This window comes from Streptomyces sp. NBC_01298 (genome assembly GCF_035978755.1).
GTDB lineage: Bacteria > Actinomycetota > Actinomycetes > Streptomycetales > Streptomycetaceae > Streptomyces.
In genome coordinates, this window is sequence record NZ_CP108414.1 from 6,971,542 (window position 1) to 6,986,934 (window position 15,393).

10 protein-coding genes, 3 rRNA genes and 1 pseudogene are annotated in these 15,393 nt (G+C 65.8%); 10 read left to right on the top strand and 4 right to left on the bottom strand.

The window, feature by feature from the left end:
• Positions 1 to 22 precede the first annotated feature (22 nt).
• Complete coding sequence (locus OG730_RS31700) at positions 23 to 268, top strand: chaplin (protein WP_327309505.1); 246 nt, start codon at positions 23 to 25, stop codon at positions 266 to 268.
• Between the two features lie 426 nt (positions 269 to 694).
• Here the strand turns inward: OG730_RS31700 and OG730_RS31705 are convergent, their stop codons facing one another.
• Positions 695 to 1,474 carry an Rv1486c family protein gene (locus OG730_RS31705; RefSeq protein ID WP_327307442.1) on the bottom strand — a complete coding sequence of 260 codons (780 nt, stop codon included), beginning with the start codon at positions 1,472 to 1,474 and terminating at the stop codon, positions 695 to 697.
• A 142-nt stretch (positions 1,475 to 1,616) separates the two neighbouring features.
• On the opposite strand from OG730_RS31705, the gene OG730_RS31710 reads away from it, so the two are divergent.
• The 4 genes from OG730_RS31710 (at position 1,617) to OG730_RS31725 (ending at position 4,950) form a co-directional block, all read left to right on the top strand.
• Positions 1,617 to 2,411 (top strand): ABC transporter ATP-binding protein, encoded by a 795-nt coding sequence (locus OG730_RS31710; RefSeq protein ID WP_327307443.1) that lies wholly within the window; start codon positions 1,617 to 1,619, stop codon positions 2,409 to 2,411.
• A 96-nt stretch (positions 2,412 to 2,507) separates the two neighbouring features.
• Positions 2,508 to 2,939 carry an NfeD family protein gene (locus OG730_RS31715; protein WP_327307444.1) on the top strand — a complete coding sequence of 144 codons (432 nt, stop codon included), beginning with the start codon at positions 2,508 to 2,510 and terminating at the stop codon, positions 2,937 to 2,939.
• A 154-nt stretch (positions 2,940 to 3,093) separates the two neighbouring features.
• Positions 3,094 to 4,089: an SPFH domain-containing protein gene (locus OG730_RS31720; RefSeq protein WP_327307445.1), complete on the top strand. Its 996-nt coding sequence runs from the start codon at positions 3,094 to 3,096 to the stop codon at positions 4,087 to 4,089.
• Between the two features lie 90 nt (positions 4,090 to 4,179).
• Positions 4,180 to 4,950, top strand: coding sequence for a sulfite exporter TauE/SafE family protein (locus tag OG730_RS31725; RefSeq protein WP_327307446.1), 771 nt, complete (start codon positions 4,180 to 4,182; stop codon positions 4,948 to 4,950).
• A 79-nt stretch (positions 4,951 to 5,029) separates the two neighbouring features.
• On the opposite strand, the gene OG730_RS31730 is transcribed toward OG730_RS31725, so the two are convergent.
• The 3 genes from OG730_RS31730 to OG730_RS31740 form a co-directional block, all read right to left on the bottom strand.
• Positions 5,030 to 5,533, bottom strand: a complete 504-nt coding sequence (locus tag OG730_RS31730) for an HNH endonuclease (RefSeq protein ID WP_250742212.1) — start codon at positions 5,531 to 5,533, stop codon at positions 5,030 to 5,032.
• A 161-nt stretch (positions 5,534 to 5,694) separates the two neighbouring features.
• Positions 5,695 to 6,228: a YbhB/YbcL family Raf kinase inhibitor-like protein gene (locus OG730_RS31735; RefSeq protein ID WP_327307447.1), complete on the bottom strand. Its 534-nt coding sequence runs from the start codon at positions 6,226 to 6,228 to the stop codon at positions 5,695 to 5,697.
• A gap of 77 nt (positions 6,229 to 6,305) precedes the next feature.
• A complete protein-coding gene (locus OG730_RS31740; RefSeq protein WP_327307448.1) occupies positions 6,306 to 7,088 on the bottom strand; it encodes a sporulation protein in 783 nt (260 codons plus the stop codon).
• A gap of 165 nt (positions 7,089 to 7,253) precedes the next feature.
• Between OG730_RS31740 and OG730_RS31745 the strand changes: the two genes are divergently transcribed.
• From OG730_RS31745 to OG730_RS44355, 5 genes and pseudogenes are all read left to right on the top strand, one after another.
• Entirely contained in the window at positions 7,254 to 7,895 is a 642-nt protein-coding gene (locus tag OG730_RS31745) for a DNA-3-methyladenine glycosylase (protein ID WP_327307449.1), read from the top strand.
• 537 nt (positions 7,896 to 8,432) lie between these two features.
• A 16S ribosomal RNA gene (locus OG730_RS31750) occupies positions 8,433 to 9,957 on the top strand.
• A 286-nt stretch (positions 9,958 to 10,243) separates the two neighbouring features.
• A 23S ribosomal RNA gene (locus tag OG730_RS31755) occupies positions 10,244 to 13,366 on the top strand.
• A gap of 107 nt (positions 13,367 to 13,473) precedes the next feature.
• A 5S ribosomal RNA gene (gene rrf / locus OG730_RS31760) occupies positions 13,474 to 13,590 on the top strand.
• Together the 16S, 23S and 5S rRNA genes form the textbook arrangement of a ribosomal RNA operon.
• A 233-nt stretch (positions 13,591 to 13,823) precedes the next feature.
• Positions 13,824 to 15,350 (top strand): annotated as a pseudogene (locus tag OG730_RS44355) (hypothetical protein); the annotation flags it as partial.
• Positions 15,351 to 15,393: the final 43 nt, after the last annotated feature.

Genomic DNA, 15,393 nt, shown 5'->3' on the forward strand with positions numbered 1-15,393 from the left:
AGACGTACTGGAGGACGAGAACGTGAAGAACTTCAAGAAGGCCACCGCCGTCACCATGATCGCGGGTGGCCTCCTGGCCGCCGGCGCCGGTGTCTCGTCGGCGCACGGCGGTGCGTCGGCGCAGGGTGAGGCCCTGAACTCGCCCGGCGTGGCCGCGGGGAACCAGGTCCAGCTCCCCGTGCACATCCCCGCGAACGTCGTGGGCAACTCGGTCAACGTGATCGGCCTGCTGAACGGCGCCTTCGGCAACACGGGCGTGAACAACTAGCCCGCCCCCTTTTAGACGCGGCGCTCACACTGCTCCGCAGGCTTCGCCCCGCTGCGCCGGCCTCCGGCCGGCATGGCAGTCGGGCCCCGCGTGGCGGCCTCGCGCCCCGGCCCCGCTTCCCCTCCTCTCCCTGGGAAGCGGGGCCGTGTCATGTCCGTCGCGGGTACGGGTACGGGGCGGCCGGCCTTGCACCCCCGGTGAGCCGGGCACGCTTGCGCACGCAGCATCGGCCCGATGGCGCAGCCGGCCAAAATCAGCCCCTCCGGCGTTCGAGGAGCGGGGTCCGGGGCGGCGCCCCGGAAGCCCCGGCGCGGCCGGGGCCGCTCGCGCGGCGCTGCCGCACGGGACTCCTCCCACCGCCGGAGGCAGGCGCAGCCGGGGCCGCTCGGGCAGCGAAGCCGCACCCCACCCCCGCGCGGCCAGCGCCTAGCGCAACCGCTCCTCGACGGCCGAGTTGTACGCCGCGACCAGCGCCCGCCGGGCGACCCGCTCCACCGGCCGCAGCGCCTCCGCCCGGGCCGCCATCTCCGAGGCGGCCACCGCCGCGCCGTGCCCCCGCTCGGTCGCCAGCGACACCATCAGGTCCACCCGCTGCGCCAGCGAGAGGACCCGTACCGCCCGCGCCGGATACCCCGGCGCCAGCGCGTCCCGTCCGGCCTCCGTCCGCGCCCGGTACGCGGACAGCGCCGCGTCCGCGACCGGCCCGGATCCGGCCACGTCCAGCCGGGTCAGCACCACCGTGGCCTCGCGCAGCGCCTCCGCCAGTTCCCGTTCCGCCTCCCCGAGCGACGGCACGTCCGCCGGCGGGGCCTCCCGTACCGGCAGGCAGTGCCAGGTCACCGACACGTGCACATCACCCGCGGGTCCCACCTCGCGCACGTCCGGCACCAGCCCGAGCGCCGCCCCCACCGCGACGACCGCCTCCTGCGCGTCCAGCGCCCTCGCGTTGAACTCCGGCGGTCCGCTCAGCCCCAGCGGATGCCCGGGCGCCGGGAGCGCGATCCGCAGCCCGGTCACCCCCAGCGCCCGCAGCCGGCCCAGCGCCAGGGTCAGACCCACCGGGCCGGATTCCCCGGGCAGCCCTTCCACCCGGTGCACCGAGTCCTCGCCCACGATCGACACCACGGCCTCGTCGGGCGAGACGAGACCGGCCAGCAGAGCGTTCCCCCAGGCGGCCAGCCGCCCTGAACGTGGTTCGAAAAGCATCCCCCCACTTTACGGACGACCCCCTGGACCCGGGCCCGCGCCCGGACCCCTCCCCGAGTGGCGTAGGTTTTCCCCTGGGGCTGCGCCCACGGACGGGGCGGCGCACAGACGTACCGAGACTGCAAGGGGAGACAACACGCTCATGAGCGATGTTCTGGAGCTGGTGGACGTATCCGTGGTCCGCGAGGGCCGGGCTCTGGTGGACCAGGTCTCCTGGTCGGTCAAGGAGGGGGAGCGCTGGGTGATCCTCGGCCCCAACGGCGCCGGCAAGACCACGCTGCTGAACCTCGCCTCCAGCTACCTCTTCCCCACCAAGGGTTCCGCCACCATCCTCGGCAGCACCCTCGGCAAGGTCGACGTCTTCGAGCTGCGCCCCCGCATCGGCATGGCCGGCATCGCGATGGCGGACAAGCTGCCCAGGCGCCAGACCGTCCTGGAGACCGTCCTCACCGCCGCGTACGGCATGACGGCCACCTGGCAGGAGGAGTACGAGGAGATCGACGAGCAGCGCGCCCGCGCCTTCCTCGACCGCCTCGGCATGACGCCCTACCTCGACCGGAAGTTCGGCACCCTTTCCGAGGGCGAGCGCAAGCGCACCCTGATCGCCCGCGCGCTGATGACCGACCCCGAGCTGCTGCTGCTCGACGAGCCCGCCGCCGGGCTCGACCTCGGCGGTCGCGAGGACCTCGTACGGCGCCTCGGCCGGCTCGCCCGCGATCCGCTCGCCCCGTCGATGATCATGGTCACGCACCACGTCGAGGAGATCGCCCCCGGCTTCACCCACGTCCTGATGATCCGTCAGGGCAAGGTGGTCGCGGCCGGACCCGTCGAGCTCGAACTGACCTCCCGCAACCTCTCCCTCTGCTTCGGCCTGCCGCTCGTCGTCGAGCGCAACGACAGTGACCGCTGGACCGCCCAGGGCCTGCCCCTGCGGTAGTTGGCGTACGGGGCCCTGTCGTCAGCGGGGTCCCGCACGCCGGCCGGGCCTCCCGCACCCTGTCCGGACCGCGCCCACCCGACCTACCATGACCATGTGGACATCGACGCGTGGGTGTGGTGGCTCATCGGCGCGGTCGGACTGGGCATACCCCTCGTCCTGACCGCGATGCCCGAATTCGGCATGTTCGCCGCCGGAGCGGTGGCGGCCGCCGTCACGGCGGCCCTCGGCGGGGGACTGGTCGCCCAGATCCTGGTCTCCGTGGCCGTGTCGGTCGCACTCCTCGCGGTCGTCCGCCCGATCGCCGCCCGACATCGCAACCAAAAACCCCAACACCGCAGCGGAATCGATGCGTTGAGGGGCCGCAGCGCCCTCGTCCTGGAACGCGTGGACGCGGGCGGCGGGGGCAGGATCAAGCTCGCCGGCGAGATCTGGTCGGCGCGCTCCCTGGACGCCGACACCACCTTCGAACCGGGCCAGTCCGTCGACGTCGTGGAGATCGACGGGGCGACCGCCGTCGTCATGTGACGGATCATGTGATGGATCATGTGACGGACCAGCACGTGAGCAACTCCCCTGTGTGCACGCCACATGTGGGCAAGCAGCCGACCCGCGGCCCCGGGGTCTGCGAGACTCCGCTGAACGGGGCAGCACAGACAGCCGGAAGGGCACGGGGAACCGCATGCAACCGATCATCATCGTTCTGATCATTCTGGTGGTTCTGGTCTTCATCGCACTGGTCAAGACGATCCAGGTGATCCCGCAGGCCAGCGCCGCCATCGTCGAACGGTTCGGGCGCTACACCCGCACCCTCAACGCGGGCCTCAACATCGTCGTCCCGTTCATCGACTCGATCCGCAACCGGATCGACCTCCGCGAGCAGGTCGTTCCCTTCCCGCCGCAGCCCGTCATCACCCAGGACAACCTGGTCGTCAACATCGACACCGTCATCTACTACCAGGTGACCGACGCCCGCGCCGCGACCTACGAGGTGGCCAGCTACATTCAGGCCATCGAGCAGCTCACCGTCACCACGCTGCGCAACATCATCGGCGGCATGGACCTGGAGCGGACCCTGACCTCCCGCGAGGAGATCAACGCGGCCCTGCGCGGAGTCCTCGACGAGGCCACCGGCAAGTGGGGCATCCGCGTCAACCGCGTCGAGCTGAAGGCCATCGAGCCGCCGACCTCCATCCAGGACTCGATGGAGAAGCAGATGCGCGCCGACCGCGACAAGCGCGCCGCGATCCTCCAGGCCGAAGGTGTCCGCCAGTCCGAGATCCTGCGCGCCGAGGGCGAGAAGCAGTCCTCCATCCTGCGCGCCGAGGGTGACGCCAAGGCCGCGGCCCTGCGCGCCGAGGGCGAGGCCCAGGCCATCCGTACGGTCTTCGAGTCCATCCACGCCGGCGATGCCGACCAGAAGCTGCTCGCCTACCAGTACCTCCAGATGCTCCCGAAGCTCGCCGAGGGCGATGCCAACAAGCTCTGGATCGTCCCGAGCGAGATCGGCGACGCCCTCAAGGGCCTCTCCGGAGCGATGGGCAACTTCGGCCCGATGGGCGCCGCATCCGGCTTCAACCCGCAGAACACCGGTAAGGACGGCGGCGGCAGCGGCGGGATCCCCGCCGCCCGCGACAAGGACGCCGCGGAACGCCGCGAGCAGCCCCCCATCGACTGAACGGGCCGTCCCCTCCGGCATGATCAGTGAGGCCCCCCGACCTTCACGGCGGGGAGGCGACTCACTCATGCAAAGGGGACGACCCCTCCCATGTCCATCTGGGAATCACTCGCGGTCTTCGCGGCCGGCATCGGCGCCGGCACCATCAACACCATCGTCGGTTCCGGCACCCTGATCACCTTCCCGGTGCTCCTGGCCACCGGCCTGCCGCCCGTCACGGCCAATGTGTCCAACACCCTGGGCCTCGTACCGGGTTCCATCAGCGGAGCCATCGGCTACCGCAAGGAGCTCCAGGGCCAGCGCGCCCGCATCATCCGGCTCGGCGCCGTCTCCCTCGTCGGCGGGCTCGCCGGCGCGATCCTGCTCCTCACCCTGCCGTCGGACTCCTTCGACACGATCGTGCCCGTCCTGATCGGCCTGGCCCTCGTGCTCGTCGTCTTCCAGCCCCGGCTCGCCGCCGCCCTGCGCAGGCGCCAGGAGGCGGCCGGAGGCGACACGAGCCACCCGGACGGCGGCCCGCTGCTGCTGTCGGGCATGCTGCTCTCCAGCGCGTACGGGGGCTACTTCGGCGCCGCCCAGGGAGTGCTCTACGTCGGCCTGATGGGCCTGCTGCTGCGCGAGGACCTCCAGCGGATCAACGCGGTGAAGAACGTCGTCGCGGCGATGGTGAACGGCATCGCGGCCGTCTTCTTCCTCTTCGTCGCGGAGTTCGACTGGACGGCCGTCCTGCTCATCGCCGTCGGCTCCACCATCGGCGGCCAGCTCGGCGCCAAGGTGGGCCGCCGCCTGCCGCCGACCGTGCTGCGCGCGGTCATCGTGACGGTAGGGATCATCGCGATCGTCCAGTTGCTGCTCCGCTGAGCGACGTAGAAAACGTACGTCGCCCAGCGCAGCCGTCTATCCGGCGGGACGATCCCGCCCTACGCGATCACTGACCGCCCTACGCGGAACGCTCCAGCCACTCCGGCAGCGCGTCCCGCCCGCCCACCCCCAGCGCGAGCAGCATCGCGTCGGCCGGCGAGGGCACGAAGGGCTTCCGGAGGAGCGGCATCCCCGCCTCCTCCGGAGTCCGGGCCGCCTTGCGGTGGTTGTCCTCGGAGCAGGAGGCCACCGTGTTCAGCCAGGTGTCCCCACCGCCCTGAGCCCGCGGAAGCACGTGGTCCACGGTCGTCGCACGCTTCCCGCAGTAGGCGCACCGGTGTTGGTCCCGGATCAGCACCCCCCTCCGTGACCAGGGAGCATGTCTCCGGAAGGGCACCCGGACGTACCGGCAGAGTCTGATCACCCGTGGCAGCGGAAGCTCCATCGTGGCCGCGCGCACACGGAACTCGGGATGCGCCTGTTCAACCACGGCCTTGTCCTGGAGCACCAGCACCACAGCCCGGTTCATCGTCACCGTCGACAGCGGCTCGAAGCTCGCGTTCAGCACCAGCGTGTCCCGCATCTCGCCCACCTCCCGTGTGCAGGCCCGCGACCACCCTGGCGGCAAGGCCCGCGACCACTCTGGTCGCGCGCGCCACGCGGGACAACGCAATAAAAATGCCCGGTCCCGGCCGTCTTTAGACCAGGACCGGGCAAACACCCGGAGAACGGAGTCGGGAATGCTCAGCTGGCGGGAGCCTCGTACTCACCGACGAGCTGCGCACGCCCCAGCGTGTGGAACCGCAGATTGAACCCGACGGCGGCCGGCGACACGTCCGCACCGGGACCGAGCTTCTCCTGGTCCACCGCGTACACGGTGAACACGTAACGGTGCCGCTCCCCGGCCGGGGGAGCCGCCCCGCCGAAGTCCTGGGTGCCGTAGTCGTTGCGCACGTGCACGGCCCCGGCGGGCAGCCCCTCGAACTTCCCGCCGCCCGCCCCGGCCGGCAGCTCGGTGACCGAGACCGGCAGGTCGAAGAGCACCCAGTGCCAGAACCCGCTGCCCGTCGGGGCATCCGGGTCGAAGCAGGTCACCGCGAAGCTCTTCGTCTCCTCGGGGAACCCCTCCCACCGCAGGTGCGGAGACACGTTCCCACCGGACAGCACCTGGGCGGACCCCAGATCGGCCCCGGGCTCCAGGTCCTCGCTGCTCACGCTGAACGTGTGCACCGCCGGATGGAAATCGTGGGGGAGCGGCGCCCTGCTCTGCTCGGCCACTGCGGAACCTCCTACTGGATCGAGTCGACGCTGACCGGTACCTGTACCGGCACCGAGCCTAGGGGCTGGCTCGCCCCTCAGAGCCAGTTGCGCTGCGAACCCACCGAGGAGATCCACTGGTTCAGGTAGGCGGCCCAGTCGGTGCCCTGGTAGGACTGCAGACCCACCTGGAAGCAGCGGAAGGTGTCACTGCCCTCGCTGAACAGACCGGGCTTCTTGTCCATCTCCAGGACGACGTCCATCTCGCGCCCGTCGGAGACGAAGGTCAGCTCGACCTGGTTCAGCCCCCGGTACTGCGACGGCGGCAGGAACTCGATCTCCTGGTAGAACGGCAGCGTCTGCCGCGTCCCCCGGATGTGCCCGCGCTCCATGTCCGCGCTGCGGAAGGTGAAGCCCAGCTGCGCGAAGGCGTCGAGGATCGCCTGCTGCGCCGGCACCGGGTGCACGTTGATCGCGTCGAGGTCGCCGGCGTCCACCGCACGCGCGATCTCCAGCTCCGTGCTGACCCCGATGTTCATCCCGTGCAGCTGACGCCCCCCGAAGTGGGTGATCGGCGTCTCCCAGGGGATCTCCAGACCGAACGGCACCACGTGCAGGGCGCCCGCCTGCACCTGGAAGGCACCACCGAGGCGCTGCTTGGTGAAGACCACGTCCTGCTTGTACTCCTGGTCGTTGCCCTCCACCTCCACCCGCGCCTGGAGCCCGACGGACAGCCCCTCGATCTGCTGCTCCACGGACCCGCCCTGGATCCGCACCTCGCCCTGGACGATCCCGCCCGGGACGACGTTCGGCTCGGTGATGACGGTGTCGACCGAAGCACCACCGGCACCCAGGCTCGCGAACAGCTTCCTGAACCCCATGCTCTGACTCCCCTATACGACTACGACTACGACTACGACGTGCTTGAAAGATTCCTGCGCGGCAAGACGCGCGCCACTGCGCGCGGTACTACCTCTGCCTACCTCTACAAACGCGGAACCTTAGGCCCCGGTTGCAGGAGTACGCAGTCCACTACGCTCGACTGGATGAGCGCGCGCCCCGACCGTACGCCCCTGCCCCGGTCCTTCTTCGACCGCCCGGTCCTCACCGTGGCCCCGGACCTCCTCGGCCGCACCCTGGTCCGCCGCACCCCGGACGGCCCCATGGAACTGCGCATCACGGAGGTGGAGGCGTACGAGGGGGAAGCCGACCCGGGCTCCCACGCCTACCGCGGCCGGACGGCGCGCAACGCGTCGATGTTCGGTCCACCCGGACACGCGTACGTCTACTTCATCTACGGCATGTGGTTCAGCCTGAACCTGGTCTGCGGCCCGCCGGGCCACGCGAGCGGAGTCCTGCTCCGGGCCGGAGAGATCACGGTGGGCGCGGACCAGGCCCGCAAACGCCGGATTTCAGCCAGAAACGACCGGGAACTGGCCAAAGGCCCGGCCCGCCTGGCCACCGCCCTGGCTGTGGACCGCTCCCTGGACGGCACGGACCTCTGCACCGGCCCGGATTCCCCCTTGTCCCTGCTGACCGGCACCCCCGTGCCACCGGACCAGCTGAGCAGTGGCCCGCGCACCGGGGTGGGCGGTGCCGGCGCGGCCCACCCGTACCGCTACTGGATCACCCACGACCCGACGGTGAGCCCGTACCGGGCCCACGCGCCACGCCGCCGCCCAACTTGACTCGGTGCGGGCGGACGCCTAACGTAGCCCGAGCCGCTTGAACGGGGCACTGCTATCAGCAGACCCCCAGAGCGACCAACCCAACACCTACGACTTACCCCTGGCGGGGTCTTATTCGGCATGTCCGAATTCGATTCCGAACGGCCGATTATGAGCCGCACGGGATAAGCGCTAATGTGGTGGAGCGCCGAAAGGCAAAGACCCCCAACGGTCACCGAATTCAAATCCACAGTCGGAAACGACAACGGAAATGATCTGGTAGAGTTGGAAACGAAGGAAGCGCCCGGAGGGCCTGGAAACAGGAACAAAGGAAGCGTCCGTTCCTTGAGAACTCAACAGCGTGCCAAAAATCAACGCCAAAAAGTTGATACCCCGTCCATTTCGGTGGATGAGGTTCCTTTGAAAAAGACCTGTGAGGTCGCGGTTCTGCCGTGATGCTTGCAGGCAATTACACAGCGAGGACGCAGTGGACGGTCGGTCTTATTCCGACATGACTGTCCCGCTCTAAGTGCGTGTGCACCCGATTACGGGTAAACATTCATGGAGAGTTTGATCCTGGCTCAGGACGAACGCTGGCGGCGTGCTTAACACATGCAAGTCGAACGATGAAGCCCTTCGGGGTGGATTAGTGGCGAACGGGTGAGTAACACGTGGGCAATCTGCCCTTCACTCTGGGACAAGCCCTGGAAACGGGGTCTAATACCGGATAACACTCCTGCCTGCATGGGCGGGGGTTAAAAGCTCCGGCGGTGAAGGATGAGCCCGCGGCCTATCAGCTTGTTGGTGGGGTAATGGCCCACCAAGGCGACGACGGGTAGCCGGCCTGAGAGGGCGACCGGCCACACTGGGACTGAGACACGGCCCAGACTCCTACGGGAGGCAGCAGTGGGGAATATTGCACAATGGGCGAAAGCCTGATGCAGCGACGCCGCGTGAGGGATGACGGCCTTCGGGTTGTAAACCTCTTTCAGCAGGGAAGAAGCGAAAGTGACGGTACCTGCAGAAGAAGCGCCGGCTAACTACGTGCCAGCAGCCGCGGTAATACGTAGGGCGCAAGCGTTGTCCGGAATTATTGGGCGTAAAGAGCTCGTAGGCGGCTTGTCACGTCGGATGTGAAAGCCCGAGGCTTAACCTCGGGTCTGCATTCGATACGGGCTAGCTAGAGTGTGGTAGGGGAGATCGGAATTCCTGGTGTAGCGGTGAAATGCGCAGATATCAGGAGGAACACCGGTGGCGAAGGCGGATCTCTGGGCCATTACTGACGCTGAGGAGCGAAAGCGTGGGGAGCGAACAGGATTAGATACCCTGGTAGTCCACGCCGTAAACGTTGGGAACTAGGTGTTGGCGACATTCCACGTCGTCGGTGCCGCAGCTAACGCATTAAGTTCCCCGCCTGGGGAGTACGGCCGCAAGGCTAAAACTCAAAGGAATTGACGGGGGCCCGCACAAGCAGCGGAGCATGTGGCTTAATTCGACGCAACGCGAAGAACCTTACCAAGGCTTGACATATACCGGAAAGCATTAGAGATAGTGCCCCCCTTGTGGTCGGTATACAGGTGGTGCATGGCTGTCGTCAGCTCGTGTCGTGAGATGTTGGGTTAAGTCCCGCAACGAGCGCAACCCTTGTCCTGTGTTGCCAGCATGCCCTTCGGGGTGATGGGGACTCACAGGAGACCGCCGGGGTCAACTCGGAGGAAGGTGGGGACGACGTCAAGTCATCATGCCCCTTATGTCTTGGGCTGCACACGTGCTACAATGGCCGGTACAATGAGCTGCGATACCGTGAGGTGGAGCGAATCTCAAAAAGCCGGTCTCAGTTCGGATTGGGGTCTGCAACTCGACCCCATGAAGTCGGAGTTGCTAGTAATCGCAGATCAGCATTGCTGCGGTGAATACGTTCCCGGGCCTTGTACACACCGCCCGTCACGTCACGAAAGTCGGTAACACCCGAAGCCGGTGGCCCAACCCGTAAGGGAGGGAGCTGTCGAAGGTGGGACTGGCGATTGGGACGAAGTCGTAACAAGGTAGCCGTACCGGAAGGTGCGGCTGGATCACCTCCTTTCTAAGGAGCACAGTACCGATTGCAGACAAACGTTCTGCACGGTCAGCTCAGGGTGGAACGTTGATTAGTTGGCACGGTTTCCTGGATGGATCACAAGTACTGCTTCGGCGTGGAAAGTGACTCACTGACGGGGGATCGTGCTTGGCACGTTGTTGGGTATCTGAGGGTACGGCCGGAAGGTCTTATCTTCGTGATGCCGGCCCCAGTGAACTCGCCAGCTTGTCTGGTGGGGTGATGGGTGACTGGTCGTTGCTTGAGAACTACACAGTGGACGCGAGCATCTGTAGGCCAAGTTTTTAAGGGCGCACGGTGGATGCCTTGGCACCAGGAACCGATGAAGGACGTGAGAGGCCGCGATAGGCCCCGGGGAGCTGCCAACTGAGCTTTGATCCGGGGGTGTCCGAATGGGGAAACCCGGCAGTCGTCATGGGCTGTCACCCATGCCTGAACACATAGGGCATGTGGAGGGAACGCGGGGAAGTGAAACATCTCAGTACCCGCAGGAAGAGAAAACAACCGTGATTCCGGGAGTAGTGGCGAGCGAAACCGGATGAGGCCAAACCGTATGCGTGTGATACCCGGCAGGGGTTGCGCATGCGGGGTTGTGGGAATTCTTTTGATCGGTCTGCCGGCCGGTCGGCGAGTCAGAAACCGTTGATGTAGTCGAAGGACATGCGAAAGGTCCGGCGTAGAGGGTAAGACCCCCGTAGACGAAACATTAACGGCTTGCTTAAGAATCTCCCAAGTAGCACGGGGCCCGAGAAATCCCGTGTGAATCTGGCGGGACCACCCGCTAAGCCTAAATATTCCCTGGTGACCGATAGCGGATAGTACCGTGAGGGAATGGTGAAAAGTACCGCGGGAGCGGAGTGAAATAGTACCTGAAACCGTGTGCCTACAAGCCGTGGGAGCGTCGCCGTTATTCTTCGGAATAACGGTCGTGACTGCGTGCCTTTTGAAGAATGAGCCTGCGAGTTAGCGGTGTGTAGCGAGGTTAACCCGTGTGGGGAAGCCGTAGCGAAAGCGAGTCCGAATAGGGCGATTGAGTTGCACGCTCTAGACCCGAAGCGGAGTGATCTAGCCATGGGCAGGTTGAAGCGGAGGTAAGACTTCGTGGAGGACCGAACCCACCAGGGTTGAAAACCTGGGGGATGACCTGTGGTTAGGGGTGAAAGGCCAATCAAACTCCGTGATAGCTGGTTCTCCCCGAAATGCATTTAGGTGCAGCGTCACGTGTTTCTTGCCGGAGGTAGAGCACTGGATAGGCGATGGGCCCTACCGGGTTACTGACCTTAGCCAAACTCCGAATGCCGGTAAGTGAGAGCGTGGCAGTGAGACTGTGGGGGATAAGCTCCATGGTCGAGAGGGAAACAGCCCAGAGCATCGACTAAGGCCCCTAAGCGTACGCTAAGTGGGAAAGGATGTGGAGTCGCAGAGACAACCAGGAGGTTGGCTTAGAAGCAGCCACCCTTGAAAGAGTGCGTAATAGCTCACTGGTCAAGTGATTCCGCGCCGACAATGTAGCGGGGCTCAAGCGTACCGCCGAAGTCGTGTCATTGCAGCAATAGGGCCAACGCCCGCTGTGATGGGTAGGGGAGCGTCGTGTGCCGGGTGAAGCAGCAGCGGAAGCTAGTTGTGGACGGTTCACGAGTGAGAATGCAGGCATGAGTAGCGATACACACGTGAGAAACGTGTGCGCCGATTGACTAAGGGTTCCTGGGTCAAGCTGATCTGCCCAGGGTAAGTCGGGACCTAAGGCGAGGCCGACAGGCGTAGTCGATGGACAACCGGTTGATATTCCGGTACCCGCTTTGAAACGCCCAATATCGAATCAGGCGATGCTAAGCCCGTGAAGCCGTTCCGGACCCTTCGGGGAAAGGAAAGTGGTGGAGCCGGTGACCCAGACTTGTAGTAGGTAAGCGATGGGGTGACGCAGGAAGGTAGTCCAGCCCGGGCGGTGGTAGTCCCGGGGTAAGGGTGTAGGCCGAGGGGTAGGCAAATCCGTCCCTCATTAAGGCTGAGACCTGATGCCGAGCCGATTGTGGTGAAGTGGATGATCCTATGCTGTCGAGAAAAGCCTCTAGCGAGTTTCATGGCGGCCCGTACCCTAAACCGACTCAGGTGGTCAGGTAGAGAATACCGAGGCGTTCGGGTGAACTATGGTTAAGGAACTCGGCAAAATGCCCCCGTAACTTCGGGAGAAGGGGGGCCATCACTGGTGATCGGATTTACTCCGTGAGCTGGGGGTGGCCGCAGAGACCAGCGAGAAGCGACTGTTTACTAAAAACACAGGTCCGTGCGAAGCCGTAAGGCGATGTATACGGACTGACGCCTGCCCGGTGCTGGAACGTTAAGGGGACCGGTTAGTCACATTTCGGTGTGGCGAAGCTGAGAACTTAAGCGCCAGTAAACGGCGGTGGTAACTATAACCATCCTAAGGTAGCGAAATTCCTTGTCGGGTAAGTTCCGACCTGCACGAATGGCGTAACGACTTCTCGACTGTCTCAACCATAGGCCCGGTGAAATTGCACTACGAGTAAAGATGCTCGTTTCGCGCAGCAGGACGGAAAGACCCCGGGACCTTTACTATAGTTTGATATTGGTGTTCGGTTCGGCTTGTGTAGGATAGGTGGGAGACTTTGAAGCGGCCACGCCAGTGGTTGTGGAGTCGTCGTTGAAATACCACTCTGGTCGTGCTGGATGTCTAACCTCGGTCCGTGATCCGGATCAGGGACAGTGTCTGATGGGTAGTTTAACTGGGGCGGTTGCCTCCCAAAAAGTAACGGAGGCGCCCAAAGGTTCCCTCAGCCTGGTTGGCAATCAGGTGTTGAGTGTAAGTGCACAAGGGAGCTTGACTGTGAGACCGACGGGTCGAGCAGGGACGAAAGTCGGGACTAGTGATCCGGCGGTGGCTTGTGGAAGCGCCGTCGCTCAACGGATAAAAGGTACCCCGGGGATAACAGGCTGATCTTCCCCAAGAGTCCATATCGACGGGATGGTTTGGCACCTCGATGTCGGCTCGTCGCATCCTGGGGCTGGAGTCGGTCCCAAGGGTTGGGCTGTTCGCCCATTAAAGCGGTACGCGAGCTGGGTTTAGAACGTCGTGAGACAGTTCGGTCCCTATCCGCTGTGCGCGTAGGAATATTGAGAAGGGCTGTCCCTAGTACGAGAGGACCGGGACGGACGAACCTCTGGTGTGCCAGTTGTCCTGCCAAGGGCATGGCTGGTTGGCTACGTTCGGGAGGGATAACCGCTGAAAGCATCTAAGCGGGAAGCCTGCTTCAAGATGAGTATTCCCACCTCCTTGAGAGGGTAAGGCTCCCAGTAGACGACTGGGTTGATAGGCCAGATGTGGAAGCCCGGTAACGGGTGGAGCTGACTGGTACTAATAGGCCGAGGGCTTGTCCTCAGTTGCTCGCGTCCACTGTGTTAGTTCTGAAGCAACGAACTGTTGCTGGTTTCTAGAGCTAGAACATAACTATAAAGTGTGCTTGTTCGCTCGAAACCGATTAGGGTTTCGGTGGTCATAGCGTTAGGGAAACGCCCGGTTACATTCCGAACCCGGAAGCTAAGCCTTTCAGCGCCGATGGTACTGCAGGGGGGACCCTGTGGGAGAGTAGGACACCGCCGAACAATTTTTCAAAGGACCCCTGGTCCAGCGTTCAACGCTGGAGCAGGGGTCTTTTTTGTTTTCCGGAGCTTTATGGAGCTTCACGCAGCTTTACGCCGAAGCGCGGCCATGGGTTGGTTGCGCGAGAATGACTAGCGGTACCCCGACGACAGGAGTCACACCCATGTCCAACTCTTCCGACGATCGTCCGGAGCGCGAGCCTCGGCGCAACGACGGCGGTGACAGGGGCGGCTACCGCGGGGGCCGTGACGACCGTGGCGGCGAGCGTCCGCCGTTCCGTCGCGATGACCGTCCCACTGGTGGTGGCGACCGTCCCTCCAGTGGTGGCTTCCGTCGTGACGACCGTGGCGGCCGTCCGGCCGGCGGCGGCGACCGCCCGTCGTACCCGCGCCGCGATGACCGCCCCTCCGGTGGTGGCGACCGTCCCTCCGGCGGTGGCTTCCGTCGTGACGACCGTGGCGGCCGTCCGGCCGGCGGCGGCGACCGCCCGTCCTTCCCGCGCCGTGACGACCGGCCTTCTGGTGGGGACCGTCCCTCTGGTGGTGGCTTCCGTCGCGATGACCGTGGCGAGCGTCCCTCCGGTGGTGGCTTCCGTGGCAATGACCGCGGTGACCGTCCGTCGTACCCGCGTCGTGACGACCGTCCCTCCGGTGGCGACCGTCCCTCGTACCCGCGTCGTGATGACGACCGCGGTGGGTTCCGTGGCGGCCGTCCGGCCGGCGGCGGCGACCGCCCGTCCTTCCCGCGCCGTGACGACCGGCCTTCTGGCGGGGACCGTCCCTCCGGTGGTGGCTTCCGTGGCAATGACCGCGGTGACCGTCCGTCGTACCCGCGTCGTGACGACCGTCCCTCCGGTGGCGACCGTCCCTCGTACCCGCGTCGTGATGACGACCGCGGCGGGTTCCGTGGCGGCCGTGACGACCGTGGCGGCGACCGTCCGTCCTTCCCGCGCCGCGATGACCGGCCCTCCGGTGGCGACCGTCCCTCCGGTGGTGGCTTCCGCGGCAACGACCGCGGTGACCGTCCCTCTGGTGGTGGCTTCCGTCGCGATGACCGTGGCGAGCGTCCCTCCGGTGGCGGCTTCCGTGGCAATGACCGTGGTGACCGTCCGTCGTACCCGCGTCGTGACGACCGTCCCTCCGGTGGCGACCGTCCCTCGTACCCGCGTCGTGATGACGACCGTGGCGGGTTCCGTGGCGGCCGTGACGACCGTGGCGGCGACCGTCCGTCCTTCCCGCGCCGCGATGACCGGCCCTCCGGTGGCGACCGTCCCTCCGGTGGCGGCTTCCGTGGGAACGACCGTGGTGACCGTCCCTCGTACCCGCGTCGTGATGACGACCGCGGTGGCTTCCGCGGCGGCCGTGACGACCGTGGCGGCGACCGCCCCTCGTACCCGCGTCGCGACGACCGTCCCTCCGGCGGCGACCGTCCCTCCGGCGGTGGGTTCCGTCGCGACGACCGTGGTGGCGACCGTCCCTCCGGTGGCGGCTTCCGCGGCAATGACCGTGGTGACCGTCCGTCGTACCCGCGTCGTGACGACCGTCCCTCCGGTGGCGACCGTCCCTCGTACCCGCGTCGTGATGACGACCGCGGCGGGTACCGTGGCGGCCGTGACGACCGTGGCGGCGACCGCCCCTCGTACCCGCGTCGTGACGACCGGCCTTCTGGTGGAGACCGTCCGTCGTACCCGCGTCGCGATGACCGCGGTGGCGACCGTGGTGGGTTCCGTGGTCGTGACGACCGTGGTGGCGACCGTGACTTCCGTGCGGACCGGGACCCGGTCAAGCGGCTTCCGATCGATGACG